This is a genomic window from Aeromonas sp. ASNIH8 (genome assembly GCF_002919855.1).
GTDB classification, from domain to species: Bacteria; Pseudomonadota; Gammaproteobacteria; order Enterobacterales; family Aeromonadaceae; genus Aeromonas; species Aeromonas caviae.
The window spans coordinates 39085-54015 of sequence record NZ_PQLN01000025.1; the positions used below are offsets into that span (position 1 = coordinate 39085).

General features: G+C 62.7%; 12 protein-coding genes. 3 read left to right on the plus strand and 9 right to left on the minus strand.

What is annotated here, in order from left to right; genetic code table 11:
* Positions 1–97 precede the first annotated feature (97 nt).
* A complete protein-coding gene (locus C3418_RS08840) occupies positions 98–649 on the plus strand; it encodes a lipoprotein (RefSeq protein WP_010674432.1) in 552 nt (183 codons plus the stop codon).
* 146 nt (positions 650–795) lie between these two features.
* On the plus strand, positions 796–2796 hold the full coding sequence (locus C3418_RS08845) for a hypothetical protein (RefSeq protein ID WP_052815266.1): 2001 nt from the start codon (positions 796–798) through the stop codon (positions 2794–2796).
* A 58-nt stretch (positions 2797–2854) separates the two neighbouring features.
* Here the strand turns inward: C3418_RS08845 and glgC are convergent, their stop codons facing one another.
* Entirely contained in the window at positions 2855–4129 is a 1275-nt protein-coding gene (gene glgC / locus C3418_RS08850; RefSeq protein ID WP_052815267.1) for a glucose-1-phosphate adenylyltransferase, read from the minus strand.
* A gap of 188 nt (positions 4130–4317) precedes the next feature.
* Here glgC and C3418_RS08855 point away from each other — a divergent pair, with 188 nt between their 5' ends.
* Entirely contained in the window at positions 4318–5955 is a 1638-nt protein-coding gene (locus C3418_RS08855; RefSeq protein WP_052815268.1) for an EAL domain-containing protein, read from the plus strand.
* Here C3418_RS08855 and C3418_RS08860 read toward each other — a convergent pair.
* The 8 genes from C3418_RS08860 to htpG all read right to left on the minus strand — a co-directional run bounded on the left by C3418_RS08860 (position 5918) and on the right by htpG (position 14665).
* A complete protein-coding gene (locus C3418_RS08860) occupies positions 5918–6412 on the minus strand; it encodes a hypothetical protein (RefSeq protein ID WP_010674428.1) in 495 nt (164 codons plus the stop codon). The genes C3418_RS08855 and C3418_RS08860 overlap by 38 nt on opposite strands.
* Before the next feature lie 147 nt (positions 6413–6559).
* Positions 6560–6922: a DUF2750 domain-containing protein gene (locus tag C3418_RS08865; RefSeq protein WP_010674427.1), complete on the minus strand. Its 363-nt coding sequence runs from the start codon at positions 6920–6922 to the stop codon at positions 6560–6562.
* A 123-nt stretch (positions 6923–7045) separates the two neighbouring features.
* Positions 7046–8674, minus strand: a complete 1629-nt coding sequence (locus C3418_RS08870) for a methyl-accepting chemotaxis protein (protein WP_039038910.1) — start codon at positions 8672–8674, stop codon at positions 7046–7048.
* 162 nt (positions 8675–8836) lie between these two features.
* Positions 8837–10141, minus strand: coding sequence for an inosine/guanosine kinase (locus C3418_RS08875; protein ID WP_052815269.1), 1305 nt, complete (start codon positions 10139–10141; stop codon positions 8837–8839).
* 175 nt (positions 10142–10316) lie between these two features.
* Complete coding sequence (locus C3418_RS08880) at positions 10317–10709, minus strand: MAPEG family protein (protein WP_052815270.1); 393 nt, start codon at positions 10707–10709, stop codon at positions 10317–10319.
* Between the two features lie 64 nt (positions 10710–10773).
* The gene (gene hemH, locus C3418_RS08885) at positions 10774–11748 is read right to left on the minus strand and encodes a ferrochelatase (protein ID WP_042017278.1); all 975 of its coding nucleotides are present in this window, start codon (positions 11746–11748) and stop codon (positions 10774–10776) included.
* A 119-nt stretch (positions 11749–11867) separates the two neighbouring features.
* Positions 11868–12512, minus strand: a complete 645-nt coding sequence (gene adk, locus C3418_RS08890; protein ID WP_010674422.1) for an adenylate kinase — start codon at positions 12510–12512, stop codon at positions 11868–11870.
* A 239-nt stretch (positions 12513–12751) separates the two neighbouring features.
* Positions 12752–14665 (minus strand): molecular chaperone HtpG, encoded by a 1914-nt coding sequence (htpG, locus tag C3418_RS08895; protein WP_052815088.1) that lies wholly within the window; start codon positions 14663–14665, stop codon positions 12752–12754.
* Positions 14666–14931 lie beyond the last annotated feature (266 nt).

Genomic DNA, 14931 nt, shown 5'->3' on the forward strand with positions numbered 1-14931 from the left:
GACAGAAACCGGTCAGGGCGGCCCCACTGGCGGCCAACCCGCTTTGCCTCTAAGATGGCGCCACCTCTTGTGACAGCCCCGAAAATGGAACCCTCCCATGTTGAAACACCTGCTTCTGCTCCCCTTCGTCCTGCTGCTGGCGGCCTGCTCGCTGACCCAATACAGCGTCAGTGAAGGAGAGATCAACCAGTACCTCAAGGAGCGAGTCGCCTTCGAGAAACAGCTGGGGATCCCCGGCATCATGTCGAGCAAGATCCGACTCGATGACATGCAAAGCCGCATCGGCCGCAGCCAGGCCGACAAGGTCGAGCTGGATGCCGCCGGCGAGCTGCAGGTGGCGAGCCCGCTGGGCAGCCAGCAGATGAAGATCCGCCTCTCCCTGAGTGCCCGCCCCGACTACGTGGCCGAACAGGGCGCCATCTATCTGCGCGATCTCGAGCTCATCTCTGTCAAGACCGAGCCGGCGGACGTGGGCACCGCCCTCTCCCCGCTCTTGCCCACCTTCAACCAGTCCCTCTCCCTGTTCCTCTCCCAGACCCCCGTCTACCGGCTCGATGGCAGCCGCCAGAACGAGGCGCGGATCAAGGACAAGGTCGAAGCCCTCAAGGTGGAGCCGGGCCGACTGGTCATCCCTTTCAAACTGATGTGACGCCTGCCGCCGCGCCTCTCCTCTTCACCCCACCGGGGCGCGGTTTTTTTCTTCTCAAGCCCCGCCCTTTGCCCCATAATGCACACCATTCTCATTTAGATTCATGAGAAGCGTCATAATAAAATCAACAATATGGTGAGAAGGACATGAGAAAAACCGTACTGGTGCAGGCGATCGCCTGCGCACTCCTCAGCAGCGCCGCACAGGCTGCCGTCAAGGTGGAGGACAAGACGTTCAACACCGCCGCCAACATGCTGGCCTACACCGAATTCGAGCTCTCCGGCGAGCCGCTGGCCGAGGCCCTCGGTCTGGATCTGGATGTGCTGGACGCCAACCGCGCCGACGAGCCGACCCCGTTCGACTTCGCCGCCGGCATCGAATCCTATGAATACTCCGAAGAGGCAATGTACGCCCTCAACTACCAGTCCGGCATGGGCCCCCATCTGGTAAACGGGCCGCAAAACCAGGCCCGTGGCGGCACCCTGGCCGACCTGGGCAAACGGGTACTGGCCATGGCCGAGGCCGTCGGCTTCCCCGCCGATGAAATTCCCCAGGGCATGTATCCCCTCTCCCTGCCCTACGCCTCCGCCAACCCGGAGTTCGCCCAGGCCGTGAACGCCACCCCGGTCAACGGTGACCAGATCACCATCAAGACCGCCAAGGGCAACGAGAAGAGCGTCAAGACCCAGGTCCCCGCCTACTTCCGCGACTACGCCACCCTGCGCTGGAGCGGCAGTGACAACCTGCTGGTCCCGGCCGCCGTGGGCGGCATCCTGCTCAAGGAAGTGATGTGGTCCCAGGACTTCCTGGGGGGCATGCACGTGGCCGAGACCGATGAAGAGGTGGAAGCCGCGTCCGCCACCATGGATCAGGACGGCAAGCACAAGCTGGGAGTTTCTGCCGCCGACGGCTTCAACGGCATGATGCTGACCGAGCAGTCCATCGACAAGCTCGCCATCCTGCAAGATCAGCTCGGCTTTGACGGCAAGACCCTGGGCGCCAAAATCACCCCGCAGTACGATCCGGCCAAGGGGGTTGTCTACTTCCCTCATCAGGTGAAAGTGACCGAGACCAGCAAGAACGACGCCGGTGCCATCGGCAAGCTGGAGGTCGTGGACGGCTCCGCCCAGTTGCGCGACGCCTGGATGCTGCTGTGGCCCCTCTCCGAGTTCTACGCCTTCAGCGATCAGCGCACGGCCAACACCAATCAGAACCCGGCCTTCCACGCCGTGTTTGACGGTGCCCCGTTCGCCGCCGCTCCGGCTGCCAACCAGACCAACGATCTGGGCAAGGCGGTGGCGGGCAGCGATGCCTTCTCCCTGGCCCTGAACCTCTCCAACCTCACCTTCAAGAACCTGCTGGCCCTGCACTTCGAGCCCAAGGCTGGCACCCTGGTCGACAGCTGGCAGGCTGGCAAACAGGCCGGGCACGTCACCACCTTCGACGCCGCCTACGCCCTAGTCGCCCTACAGATCTTCCAGCGCGCCCAGGATGCGCTACCGGTGGGTTACGCCGCCGGTGACAATGGCGAGCTGAACCTCAAGACCCCACAGGGTGAGCAGGCGATCGCACTGGTCCGCAAGCAGGCCGATTTCATCCTCGCCAACCTAAAGGGCAAGAACGGCCTGGTCCATGACGGTCTGACCCTGGGCGGCAAGCTTGACGCCGGTCAGTCCATCGACGCGCAGTTCGCCGCCATCCGCGGCCTGACCGCCGCCTTCCTGGCCACCTCGGATGCCAAGTACCGCACCGCGGCTCGCGAGCTCTTCATCGCCGCCGACAAGGCCTACTTCAATGCCAAGGCCGGTACCTGGCTCGCCGGCAAGCAGGGTGAATACACCCCCTGGACCCAGGCCGCTATCTCCGGCGCCCTGCGCTCTGCCATGCTGAACCTGCGCAACGAAGGGGCCGAGAAGGCACCCGAGCTTGAACTGGCCCAGCTGACCCAGCGCTACGTGAGCTGGTTCCGCGGCACCGTCAACGGCGGCATGCAGATGGCCGAGTGGATCGGCGACTCCGGCGAGAACGTCATCGAGGGGGCCGGCAGCGACACCGACGAAGATGGCGTCCCGCAAGTGACCGCTGCCGGTGGCAAGCATGGCACCGCCATGGTGATGGCCGGCAAGGCCCTGGTCAGCGAGAAATAAATCGACCACCAATAGAAAGGGAGCCCAGGGCTCCCTTTTTTTGTCTGTGTCGACGAAGTTAGCCGAGCTTGGCTAGCATCGGCTTGGTCACCAGCACGATGCCCTGCTCGGAGCGGTAGAAGCGGCGTGCATCCTCGTCCGCGTTCTCCCCCACCACCAGGCCGTCTGGCAGCTGGCACCCCTTGTCCACCACCACCCGGCGCAAGCGGCAACCAGCCCCGATCTCGACCCCGGGGAAGATCACCGCCTGATCCAGGGTACAGAAGGAGTGCAACCGCACGTTGGTGAACAGCACCGAGTTGAGCACGAAGGAGCCGCTCACGATGGAGCCCCCCGCGAACATGGAGTTGATGGTCATGCCGTGCTGGCCGTTTCTGTCCTGTACGAACTTGGCCGGTGGCGACATGTTCTGGCTGGTCCAGATGGGCCAGTTCTCGTCATAGATGTCGAGCTCGGGCACCACGGAGGCAAGGTCCATGTTCGCCTCCCAGAACGAATCCAGGGTCCCCACGTCGCGCCAGTAGGGTTTTTGCCCCTCCTTGGCCCCGACACAGGACATGTTGAACGGGTGGGCAAAGGCCTTGCCCTCTCCCACGATGCGCGGGATCACGTCCATGCCGAAGTCGTGCTTGGACTCCTGGTTGTGGATGTCCTCTTCCAGCAACTGGTAGAGGTACTCCGCCTCGAAGATGTAGATGCCCATGGAGGCCAGCGAGCGATCCTCGCAGCCCGGCATGGCGGGCGGATTGGCCGGTTTCTCCACGAAGGCGCGGATCTTGCGTTGCTCGTCGATGTCCATCACGCCGAAGGCCGATGCCTCGCAGCGTGGTACCTCGATACAGGCCACCGTCACCTTGGCGCCGAGGCGCACGTGATCCAGCAGCATGGCGGCGTAGTCCATCTTGTAGATGTGATCCCCCGCCAGCACCACGATGTACTTGGGACCGTAGTCACGGATGATGTCGACGTTCTGGTAGATGGCGTCTGCGGTGCCGCGATACCAGTGCACCTCGTCCACCCGCTGCTGGGCGGGCAGCAAGTCGATGAACTCGTTCATCTGGTAGCGCAGGAAAGACCAGCCCGATTGCAGGTGACGCAACAGACTGTGGGACTTGTACTGGGTCACCACACCCACCCGGCGGATGCCGGAGTTGATGCAGTTGGAGAGCACGAAGTCGATGATACGGAATTTGCCGCCAAAGTGGACGGCGGGCTTGGCGCGGTTATCGGTCAACTGCTTCAGGCGGCTGCCCCGTCCCCCTGCGAGCACCAAGGCCATACTCTGATTCAATAGTTGCCGTGCTTTGGCGGTGTCTACGGGTTCTAGCAACATATCTACCTCTGCTCTGTTGGGGCTGTTTTCAACCCATCTTCGCTTTTTTTACAGACCATGAAAGTGTTTTCACTCACATTTAGTTGCATTCCGTCGGCGCTTTATCGTGGAGTTGCGTGAGTACTCATGTTTTGCGCCAGCGACTTGGTTAGAATTTCTACATCATGAACATCATCAAGGATGAAACGATGTTGAATAAACATGAGGGAAACCTGCTGCTGGTCAGCGCACTGGTCTGCATTCCCATGCTGCTGTTGCAGGGAGTGCTGCTCGCCCCCCCCGCCTCACCGCTCACCCTGCTGCTGGTCCTGATGACCACCCTGACGGGATTCGCCCTGCTGCTCTTTCTCACCCACAGCGTGCGCCGTGGGGAAAAGACAAGGCAGGAGCAACGCTGGCTGCTGGCGCTGCAGCAGCGGGATCCCGCCATGCTCGACAGCGTACAGGCACAAACGGCTCTGCGCCAGCTCCTTGCGTCCTTCAATGAGGCCGAGATCGATGCCCACCGCCAGATCACCGAATTGCACAATCAGGCGACCCGGGACGAGATGACGGGCCTTGGCAACCGCCACGCCTTCCGGCGCGATCTGACCGAGCTGCTGCAACAGGAAAACACCCAGACCGCCATCCTGGTGCTCATCCGCGCCACCGAGCTCGGGACCCTCAACGCCCAGCGCGGCTTCCAGTCCGGGGATGCCTACATCCGGGACATCGCCGCCCTCATCAGCCACACCGTCAGCCGCTTCCCGGGCCACCGGGTCTATCGCATCTCGGGGGCCGATTTTGCCGTCCTGCTGCCCCCCCTGGCCCAGATCCCGCCCCATCTGCTGGGACGGGATCTGAAGCTCGCCTTCGATCGCTATCAGCACGATCACGAGCTCGAGAGTGCCGCCTACTCGGGCATGACCCGCCTGAGCAGCGAGCAGAAGATAGAGGCCATTCTGGCCCGGGCGGATCTCGCGCTGGCCCGTGCCCAGACAGAGGTGGTCAATGGCTGGGCCATCCAGCAGAACGACGAGGTGGTCGAGGTGCAGGGTCAGCGTCACTGGACCCAGGTGCTGACCGATCTGCTGGAGCAGGAGAGCATCAGCTTCACCTGCCAGCCTATCCAGCCCCTGCATCGCGGCATGCTCGCCTATCACGAGATCTATCCCCGCTTTTGCAGCAGCGACGGCACCGTGCTGCCAAGTGATACCCTGCTCGCCATGGCGCAGCGGCTGGACATGGTACTGCGCCTGACCCAGATGGTGATCCGCCACGTCATCCGCCAATACCGCGCCTTCGGAGGCCACAACAGCCGATGGGGTCTCAACCTGCCGGGCTCCCTGCTGCAAAACAGCGCCTTTCTCATCTGGCTGGATCACCAGTTGCAAAAAGACCCCGACATCGGGGCCAACCTGGTGTTCGAGCTCGACGAGGAGCACCTGGAGCGCAACCTGACCGGGTCCAGGCGGCTGTTCGAGCTGCTCAGGCGCCACGGCAGCCGCTCGGCCATCTGCAACTTCGGCAAGGGGATCGGCTCCTTCAGCCTGTTTCGCGAGCTCAAACCCGACTACATCAAGCTGGACCCCGGTCTCATCACCGAGCTGGAGCAGGATCTCACCAATCAGCAGTTCGTGCGGATGATCGTCGACGTCTCCCATCGCATGGGCTGCCTGGTGATCGCGGAAGGGGTGGAACAGATAGGCCAGAAGCAGATGCTGCAGAGCATGTATGTGGACGGCTTGCAGGGCTACCTCATCGCCCGACCCCAAGAGCTGGGGCCGGAGATCGGTCAGATGGGGATCTTCACGGAGACGGTTTCAGCTTCAACAGGGTCAGAATGATGTCGTTGAGCTGGCGATAACGCTCCAGCTCCTTCTGATCGTAACGGGTCGCCAGCATGGTCGGGTTGTGGCGATGCTTGAGGTAGCGGTTGATCTGCAGGCGGTTGAACCCGGCCACCTTGTAGATCTGGCCGAGCAGGGCATTGAGCTCGTCATCCGCCAGCCCGGCCCGGGTCAGGTAATCGGGTTGGGACGGGCTCTCCTGGCGGGCCGTGACCTTCTCCAGCTGGCCACGCTCCTGCAAATAGGTGAGCCACTGCTCCACGTAGAGCGGCTTGCAGCCCCCCAGTAGATTGAAGTACCCCACGGCATCGCAGCGGCACCCGCTCAGCAGCACCAGGGCCAGCTCGTCGCTGTCACACTGAAAGCTCACCGGGCCGCTCTGGCTCCAGTCCAGCGCCTGTACCTGGATCCTCCCCTGCGCCCCCGCCTTCGTGGTCACGTCAAAGACAAACATGGCACCTCCCGATCGGCAAAGGGTTGATGATGACCCATCCCCGGGACGGGTGCAAAGGCAAATCACCTTTTCATGGCCCATGGCGGCCATAAAAAAACCGGCCCCCCGAAGGGGGCCGGTTCATCACAATCCGGCAGGTCGGCTGACTCAGGCGTCCAGTTCCACCAGCGCCTTGGCCAGCTCGATGGGCTCGAGCTCCTGACCTTCCAGATCGGCGTTCCAGTTCGGGCCGACCAGCACGTCATCCTCGTCCAGATCGTTGATCCAGATGTCCAGGAACTCTTCGAGCTCGATCACTTCCGGCTCGTAATCCGCCCACTCGTCCACGCAGTGCAGGCGGGCATCTCCTTCGGCGGACCAGAGCGGCATCACGTCCGCATCTTCGAACTCGGCGGAGCGGCACACCACCCAGTCTTCACCGTAGCGCAGACCCCACACCTGACCCGACTCGCGGACTTCTTCGATGAACAGCTGGAAATTGGCGTCAAGATTGTCAGTTAGTTTGCTCATGGGGTCTCTCTCTTGCAAAGCAATGGCAGGCTGTCGGCCAGGGCTGGCCGAGAATGGGGCAGATGGTGTCCCAAAAGCCCCCCAGACTCAAGCCTTATCCCGAAAAAGCGGGGATAAAGGCCGTCAGATGCGATATTTCGCCACCAGGGCCCCCAGCTCGTCGCAGGCCAGCGCCAGTTGCCCGGATGCCTGCTCGGTCAGCCGGTTCTGGGCCAGGGCATCCGCCGCCAGCTGGGTGATGGCCACCAGCCGCTGGTTGATCTCCTCCGCCGCCCGGCTCTGCTCCGCCGCCGCCGTGGCAATCTGCCCATTCATGGCAGTAATGGTGTGGACGGATCCATCGATGGCATTGATGGCGACATCCGCATCGCCGGCCCTGTCCGCCGTCGCGCGGGAGAGCTGCTGCAACTGGCTGATGCCGCTGACCACCTTGCCGGCCCCCTCCTGCAGCCGCTGGATCATCTGCCGGATCTCGTCGGTGGAGCTGTGGGTGCGGGTCGCCAGGGTACGCACCTCATCGGCGACCACCGCAAAGCCGCGCCCCTGCTCCCCGGCCCGTGCCGCTTCAATGGCGGCGTTGAGGGCCAGCAGGTTGGTCTGCTCCGCTACCCCGCGAATGACGTCGAGCACGGAGCCAATCTGCTGAGTCTCCTGCTCAAGGCGGCTCACCGCCTGTACCGTCTCCACCATCTCGTCCGCCAACTGGCTGATGGACTCCCGGGTCTGGACCACCACCTCGCGGCCATGCTGGGCCAGATTGAGGGCCGAATCCGCCGCGTCGGCGGCCTGGGCCGCGTGCTGGCCCACTTCGCGGCTGCTCACCGTCATCTGCTCCATGGCGCTGGCCACCCGCAGGGTATCCTGCTCCTGGCCGGTGACGATGGCGCCGGTACGCTCCACCACCTCGGCCAGCTGGTGGGCATGCACCCGGTTCTGATCCGCTATCTGCTGGCTGCGGGCCACCAGCTGCGCCATCTGGCTGGCGAAGAGGTTGAAGTTGATGCTGAGCTGGCTCAGCTCGTCACGCCCCGACTCCGGCAGACGTACCCGCAGATCCCCCTCCCCCCTGGCGATGTTGCCAAGGGCCGAGACCGAGCGGGAGAGGGGCACGACGATGCTGCGCACAATGAGGCCGACCACGGCAAACAGCAGGAGGGCCAGCACCAGCCCGATCCCCAGCAGGGTGTGCAGCACCTCCCGGTACTGGGCCTCGACGTCGTCCACATAGACGCCGGTGCCGATGATCCAGTCCCAGGGGGCGAAGCGCTTGATGTAGGAGATCTTGCGTACCGGTTCGTCCACCCCCGGCTTGGGCCAGTAGTAGGCCACCTCCCCCGCGCCCTGGGCCCGGGCCAGATCGGCGAAGGCGACGAACAGCCTGAGCCCCTGCTTGTCCTCCACCCCGGAGAGATCCTTGCCGTCCAGCTCGGGTTTCATGGGGTGCATCACCATGGTGGGGTGGCTGTCGTTGATCCAGAAGTAGTCATCGTTGCCGTAACGCAACCCCTTGATCAGCGCCAGCGCCTCGGCCTTGGCGCTCGCCTCGTCCAGCTCCCCCTTGCGCACCCTGGCTTCCAGCCCCGCCACCAGGCTGTAGGCGGTCTCCACCTGGGCCTGGGTCTGGCGGCTCTTCTCACCCATCAGCCCCTGCTGATAGATCTGCAGGCAGAAGAACAGCAGCAGTCCCAGCAGCGCCAGCACCATCAGGGTCACCAGCGACAGACGCCGACCGATACTCCATTGTCTCAACATACCCTCGCCCCGCAGCAGCTACATATCCTTAACACAAGGTATGCCGCCGCGACGCGGGCTGTCCACGATGTCAGCAAAAGCGATGCCAAAAACATGATCCAGCCCCAAAAACAAGAAAGGGTGCCCAGTGGCACCCTTTCTCGTGGTCGACAGGAAGAGGTATCACCGCTCCCAGTACACCTCTTCCAGGCTGTCTTCCTTCTCCGGCAACCCGCGGGAGAGGCGCGGGCTGCTCTGGGCCAGCACCTCGTAGCTCACCCGGTTGGCGTACTTGCACACCTGGGCCAGAGAGGAGTAGGTCAGGAATTCCGAGAGATGCTTGGCGGAGTTCGGCACGTTCATGCGGTGGTAGGCGTTCGCCACCATGTCGTGCAGCACGGCGGACAGCGCCCCGTCCCCTGCCCCGTTGGTGTTCTTGATCTTCTCCGGGCCGCCCATGTAGGGGGAGATGTGGGAGTAGATACGCGCAGGCTTGCGGCACTTGTCCCGGGCCATGGGACGGCTGAACTCGTACATGTTGAACTCGGGGATGACGCCGGGCAGCAGGGTGTGGGTGGTCTCGCGCTTGTAGTCCTCGTCGGTGTAACTCGCCATGTAGAGCCCCACCGGACCTGCGGTGCAGAGCACCATGTCCGCCCAGTCCAGCGCCTTGTCGGCCGCGCCGAGGGGATCCTTTATCCCGGTCAGGGCCTCCGCCTCGTCCTCGTTCATGGCGAGCACAGTCACGTTCTCGCTGATGAAATCGCGCCACCACTGGGGATTCTCGTCGATGACGAAGCGGGTGCCCAGGGTCAGCACCACGGGCACCCCGGCCTCGCGGGCATAGCGCACCGCGGCCATGGCGGCCTCCTTCATGGGCGTGCCGTCGGCGCCGCGCACCAGGTAGGCGGTGATCACCAGGGCCGAGGCCTCCTTGATGATGGTCTCGGGGATGTGGTCCACATCCAGGTGATCCATCTTGCCGGCGTTGATGCCAAAGCTGCGCTCTCCCCCTTCGGTGATGAAGGTGAAGCAGCGCCCGACCGGGCCGTCCACCGGCTGCAGGTAGTCGAGGTTGACCCGGGAGGAGGTGTTGCACAGATAGCGGTAGGCATAGCTGCCGATGCGGATGTCCTGGCTCATGACGCCAAGCAGGATGGAGTGGGAGTCCGCCAGCACGGAGTAGTTGTGCATGGTGTTGCCGATGGTGCCGCCGGCAAATTCGCTCACCACCATGTTGTTGGCCTTGAGCTCGTCGTAGACCAGCTCCGCCACCTCGTCGGAGATGAGCATGGAGTGGCCCTTGCTCAGGCCGTACCGGTTCAGGAAGTCTTCGTCCACATGGGCTTCGATATCCACCAGAGTCTGATCGATGCCCACTACATAGGCCTTGCCCAGTTCGGTGAGCTGGGAGTTCTGCGGGATCAGGGGATCACGTCTGTCGACCGGGAAGTAGTGTTTGGACTTGCGCTGACCGGGAAATTTCATGGCAATCTTCTGTGCTCTGGGGAAAAGAGGGGCGGGATTTTAACACAATCCACCACGCCGAAAAGTCGCACGATTGAATTTTGAGGTCAGTATAGACAAGGGTTTGCGAGGAAAACGTTTGACTTGTCTGCCACAAAAAACCACCCCGTGGCGGGGTGGTGTTGCGGGATGACATTCAGCTTGCCGAGAGCCCCTGCACCAGGCCCAGCACCGAGAAAATCCCCAGCGACAGCCAGAAGAAGAGGGTGCCGAAGAGGCGCGGCATGTTGGGAGCCCTGGGGATCTGGATGCCGATGGCATGCAGGATGCGACCCACCAGCAGCAGCACACCGCCCAGGTGCAACCAGAGCGCCCCGACCCCCGCCAGTTCGCACAGGGCCATCAGCAGCAGGGTGAGGGGCACGTACTCGGCAAAGTTGCCGTGGGCGCGGATCGCGGCCAGCATCTCGGGGGCTTCCCCCTCCCCTATCATCACCCTGAACTGGGCGCGGCGCTTGACCACCCAGAAGGAGAGCAGCAGAAACAAGAGCCCGAGCAGGCCGGCGTAAATCAGCGTGATATGCATCATCAGGACACTCCTTTATCGTTGAATCCGAACGTCCGCCACGTCGGGCACCGGATGAGAACGGTCATCATGCCAGCTCGCGACAGATGAGGGAAACCATCATTCGGATATGGGCCTGATCGCTGTTGAGGGCTGGGATGTATTCAAACTGCTCGCCACCGGCGGCCATGAAGATCTCCCGGTTCTGCACCTGGATCTCCTCCAGGGTCTCGAGGCAATCCGCCGAGAAGGCCGGGCAGATGACATCGAGCCGCTTGACGCCGCGAGAGGGCAATTCGCCCACGGTCAGGTCCGTGTAGGGCTTGAGCCACTCCTCCTTGCCAAAGCGGGACTGGAAGCTCGCGGTCCACTGCTCCGGGGCCAGCCCCAGCGCCTCCGCCAGCAGGGCGGCGGTGCGCCTGCACTGATGACCATAAGGATCCCCTTCCCGCTCGTAGCGCTCGGGAATGCCGTGGAAGGACATCAGCAGATGCTCCCCCTGGCCGTGCTGCTCCCAGTGGCGACGCACGCTCATGGCCAGCGCCTGGATGTACTCCGGGTGGGCATGGTAATCGCGGATGAGCCGCACCACCGGCAGATTGCGCTCGGTTTTCATCGCCCTGGCCCAGGCGTCGAACACCGAGGCGGTGGTACTGACCGAATACTGGGGATAGAGCGGCAGCAGGATCACCCGGTTGACCCCCTGGGCCTTGAGGGCCTGCCAGCCATCGGCCAGCGACGGGGCGCCATAGGTCATGGCGAGCGCCACCGGCACCTCGACCCCTTCCCGCTTGAGCTCGTGCTCCAGGGCCGCGCGCTGCTGCTGGCTGATGACCATCAGGGGGGAGCCCTGCTCGGTCCATACCTGCTGATAGAGCTTGGCCACCTTGGGGGAGCGGGTCGGCAGGATGATGAAGTGAAGCAGGGGGCACCAGAGGTAGCGCGGCAGGTCGACGACCCGCTGATCGTGCAGAAACTGGCTGAGAAACGCCTTGACCGCCGCCGTGGTCGGCGCGGCCGGGGTACCCAGATTGACCAGCAAGATCCCGGTTTTCGTGGTCACGTTAGCATCCTGTCGTTCTGTGTCGTGGGAATGGAATGCAAGAAAGGGCCCGGTATGGACCCTTTTCTCACTCTCGTAGCCAGCCGGCGAACGGCTGCGTCCTGCCGGCCCTGAATGGCTTAACCGAGAATGGCGGCCAGTTGCTGGCTGACCAGATCCACCGGCTGGGTGCCGTCGATCTTGACGTAACGGGTGTTGCCCGCTTCCGCTTCCTTGCCGTAGAAACCGATGAGCGGCGCGGTCTGCTGATGGTAGACATCCAGACGCTTGCGCACTGTGGTCTCTTCGTCGTCGGCACGGATCACCAGATCCTCGCCGGTCACGTCATCCTTGCCTTCCACTTTCGGCGGGTTGAACACCACGTGGTAGGTACGGCCGGAGCCGGAGTGCACGCGGCGGCCGCTCATGCGCTTGACGATCTCTTCGTCCGGCACGTCGAATTCCAGCACGAAGTCCACGGTCACACCGGCATCCTTCATGGCTTGCGCCTGGGGAATGGTGCGGGGGAAGCCGTCCAGCAGGAAGCCGTTGGCGCAATCCGGTTGCGCGATGCGTTCTTTGACCAGGCCGATGATGATGTCGTCGGAGACGAGCTGACCTGCGTCCATCACGGCTTTGGCCTTGAGGCCCAGCTCGGTACCCGCCTTGATCGCCGCACGCAGCATGTCGCCGGTGGAGATCTGCGGAATACCGTGTTTTTCCATGATGAACTGAGCCTGGGTACCCTTGCCGGCGCCCGGAGCTCCCAACAGAACAATGCGCATACACGCTCCTAGTTGATTGGTTATTCAATTCTTGAGAAGGCAAAAAACTACACGTTTTCGCCCGTATTAACAAGCTCGCCCCGTGTGAGTGGCCAGATTATCACCACACTCCCGCCCCGTCTCTGCGACCAAAGACGCAGACGACGACCACTAAAAATGATTGAAAATGCAGCAACGCACCAGAGGGGAACGGCCAAAAAAAAAGCCCACTGTCATGCAGTGGGCCAATCACAATCACATCACGCCTGGAGTAGCAGACGGTTGATACGGGAGACGAAGCTCGCCGGATCATTGAGGCCACCCTGCTCCGCCAGCTGGGCCTGCTCGTGCAGGAGGGAGACCCACTCGCCAAACAGGCTCTCATCCTCGATGGTGCCGAGCTTCTTCACCAGGGCATGGTCGGGGTTGAGCTCCAGGATGTACTTCTGCTCCGGCACCGGCTGACCGGCGGCGCGCATCAGCTTGATCATCTGGGTGCTCATACCGTGGGCGTCGGTGACGATGCAGGACGGCGAGTCGGTCAGACGGTGGGTGACGCGCACCTCTTTCACCGCCTCCCCGAGGCTCTTCTTGACCCGCTCCACCAGACCGGCGTTGGCTTTTTCGGCCTCTTCCTGCGCCTGCTTGGAGGCTTCGTCTTCCAGATCCCCGAGATCCAGTTCGCCACGGGTGACGGAGACCAGCTGCTTGCCGTCGAACTCGGTCAGGTGGCTCATCAGCCACTCGTCCACCCGCTCCCACATCAGCAGCACTTCGACGCCCTTCTTGCGGAAGATCTCGAGGTGCGGGCTGTTCTTGGCAGCGGCATAAGAGTCGGCGGTGATGTAGTAAATCTTCTGCTGACCTTCCTTCATGCGGCCAACGTAATCCTCGAGCGACACGGTCTGGGCTTCGCCCTCACCGGCGGTGCTGGCAAAGCGCAAGAGCTTCGCGATCTCTTCCCGGTTGGCGTAATCCTCGGCCGGGCCCTCTTTGAGCACATTGCCGAACTCGCTCCAGAACTTGGCGTACTTCTCGCCATCCTCTTTCGCCAGCTTGTTGAGCATGGTGAGCACGCGCTTGGAGCAGGCCTTGCGCAGGGAGGCGGTCACCTTGTTGTCCTGCAGGATTTCACGGCTGACGTTGAGCGGCAGATCGTTGGAGTCCAGCACCCCTTTCACGAAGCGCAGGTAGGTCGGCATGAACTGCTCGGCGTCGTCCATGATGAAGACGCGCTGCACATAGAGTTTCAGGCCGTGCTTCTGTTCGCGGTTGTAGAGATCGAACGGCGCGCGGGCCGGGATGTAGAGCAGGCTGGTGTACTCCTGGGCCCCTTCCACCCGGTTGTGACCCCACAGGAGCGGATCTTCGAAGTCGTGGGCGACGTGCTTGTAGAACTCTTGGTACTCCTCGTCCTTGATGTCCTTCGGGTTGCGGGTCCAGAGCGCGGTGGCGCGGTTGACCTGCTCCCACTCCCCCGGGGTGCCGACGATGGTTTCACCATCCTCTTCGCGATCCGGCGTGCCCTCTTTGTACATTTCCACCGGCACACTGATGTGGTCGGAGTATTTGCTCACCACGGAGCGCAGACGCCAGTCGTCCAGGAACTCCTCTTCATCGCTGCGCAGGTGCAGGATGACGTCGGTGCCGCGACCGGCTTTGGTCACGTCAGCCACGGTGAAGGAGCCTTCCCCTTGTGATTCCCACTGCACGCCCTGCTCCGGCGCGGTGCCGGCGGCGCGGGAGACCACGGTCACCTTGTCGGCCACGATGAAGGCGGAGTAGAAGCCCACCCCGAACTGGCCGATCAGCTGGGAATCCTTGCCCTGGTCACCGGAGAGGTGCTTGAAGAACTCGGCGGTGCCGGACTTGGCGATGGTGCCCAGGTGCTCGATCACCTGGTCACGGGTCATGCCGATGCCGTTGTCCGAAATGGTCAGGGTCTTGTTCTCTTTGTCCACCACCAGGCGCACGCGCAACTGGCCGTCGTTTTCGAACAAAGAGGCATCGGAAAGCGCCTTGAAGCGCAGCTTGTCCGCCGCATCGGAGGCGTTGGAAATCAGCTCGCGCAGGAATACTTCTTTGTTGGAGTAGAGGCTGTGAGCCATCAGGCTCAGCAGTTGTTTGACTTCAGTCTGAAAGCCGTGGGTTTCGGCGTGAACACTTTGGGTCATCGACCAGTCCTCAAAACGTCGGGTTGAACAGATTCCCAAGCTAGATGGGGTTGGCCTTTCAAATATCAAGGGGCTTGCGTGCAAACTTGAGAGCAAAATTGCACACAAGCCCCTCGCTTGGCCCACACAGGCAACCCCCTCCCGGCCTCCCCCTTCACAAGGGGGAGGTGCACCGTCGTCCCCTGTCTGGCGAGGAGGGTCAGATTGGGATCAAGCGTGGAGCCAATAGCGGGGTCAGCCTTGCTCTCCCCTGCCTAGGGGAGGGT

What these genes read in the sequence shown, in the direction of transcription:
- C3418_RS08840 (WP_010674432.1), top strand. Translation starts at nt 98, where the DNA reads ATGTTGAAACACCTGCTTCTGCTCCCCTTCGTCCTGCTGCTGGCGGCC.
- C3418_RS08845 (WP_052815266.1), top strand. Translation starts at nt 796, where the DNA reads ATGAGAAAAACCGTACTGGTGCAGGCGATCGCCTGCGCACTCCTCAGC.
- glgC (WP_052815267.1), bottom strand. Translation starts at nt 4,129, where the DNA reads ATGTTGCTAGAACCCGTAGACACCGCCAAAGCACGGCAACTATTGAAT.
- C3418_RS08855 (WP_052815268.1), top strand. Translation starts at nt 4,318, where the DNA reads ATGTTGAATAAACATGAGGGAAACCTGCTGCTGGTCAGCGCACTGGTC.
- C3418_RS08860 (WP_010674428.1), bottom strand. Translation starts at nt 6,412, where the DNA reads ATGTTTGTCTTTGACGTGACCACGAAGGCGGGGGCGCAGGGGAGGATC.
- C3418_RS08865 (WP_010674427.1), bottom strand. Translation starts at nt 6,922, where the DNA reads ATGAGCAAACTAACTGACAATCTTGACGCCAATTTCCAGCTGTTCATC.
- C3418_RS08870 (WP_039038910.1), bottom strand. Translation starts at nt 8,674, where the DNA reads ATGTTGAGACAATGGAGTATCGGTCGGCGTCTGTCGCTGGTGACCCTG.
- C3418_RS08875 (WP_052815269.1), bottom strand. Translation starts at nt 10,141, where the DNA reads ATGAAATTTCCCGGTCAGCGCAAGTCCAAACACTACTTCCCGGTCGAC.
- C3418_RS08880 (WP_052815270.1), bottom strand. Translation starts at nt 10,709, where the DNA reads ATGATGCATATCACGCTGATTTACGCCGGCCTGCTCGGGCTCTTGTTT.
- adk (WP_010674422.1), bottom strand. Translation starts at nt 12,512, where the DNA reads ATGCGCATTGTTCTGTTGGGAGCTCCGGGCGCCGGCAAGGGTACCCAG.
- htpG (WP_052815088.1), bottom strand. Translation starts at nt 14,665, where the DNA reads ATGACCCAAAGTGTTCACGCCGAAACCCACGGCTTTCAGACTGAAGTC.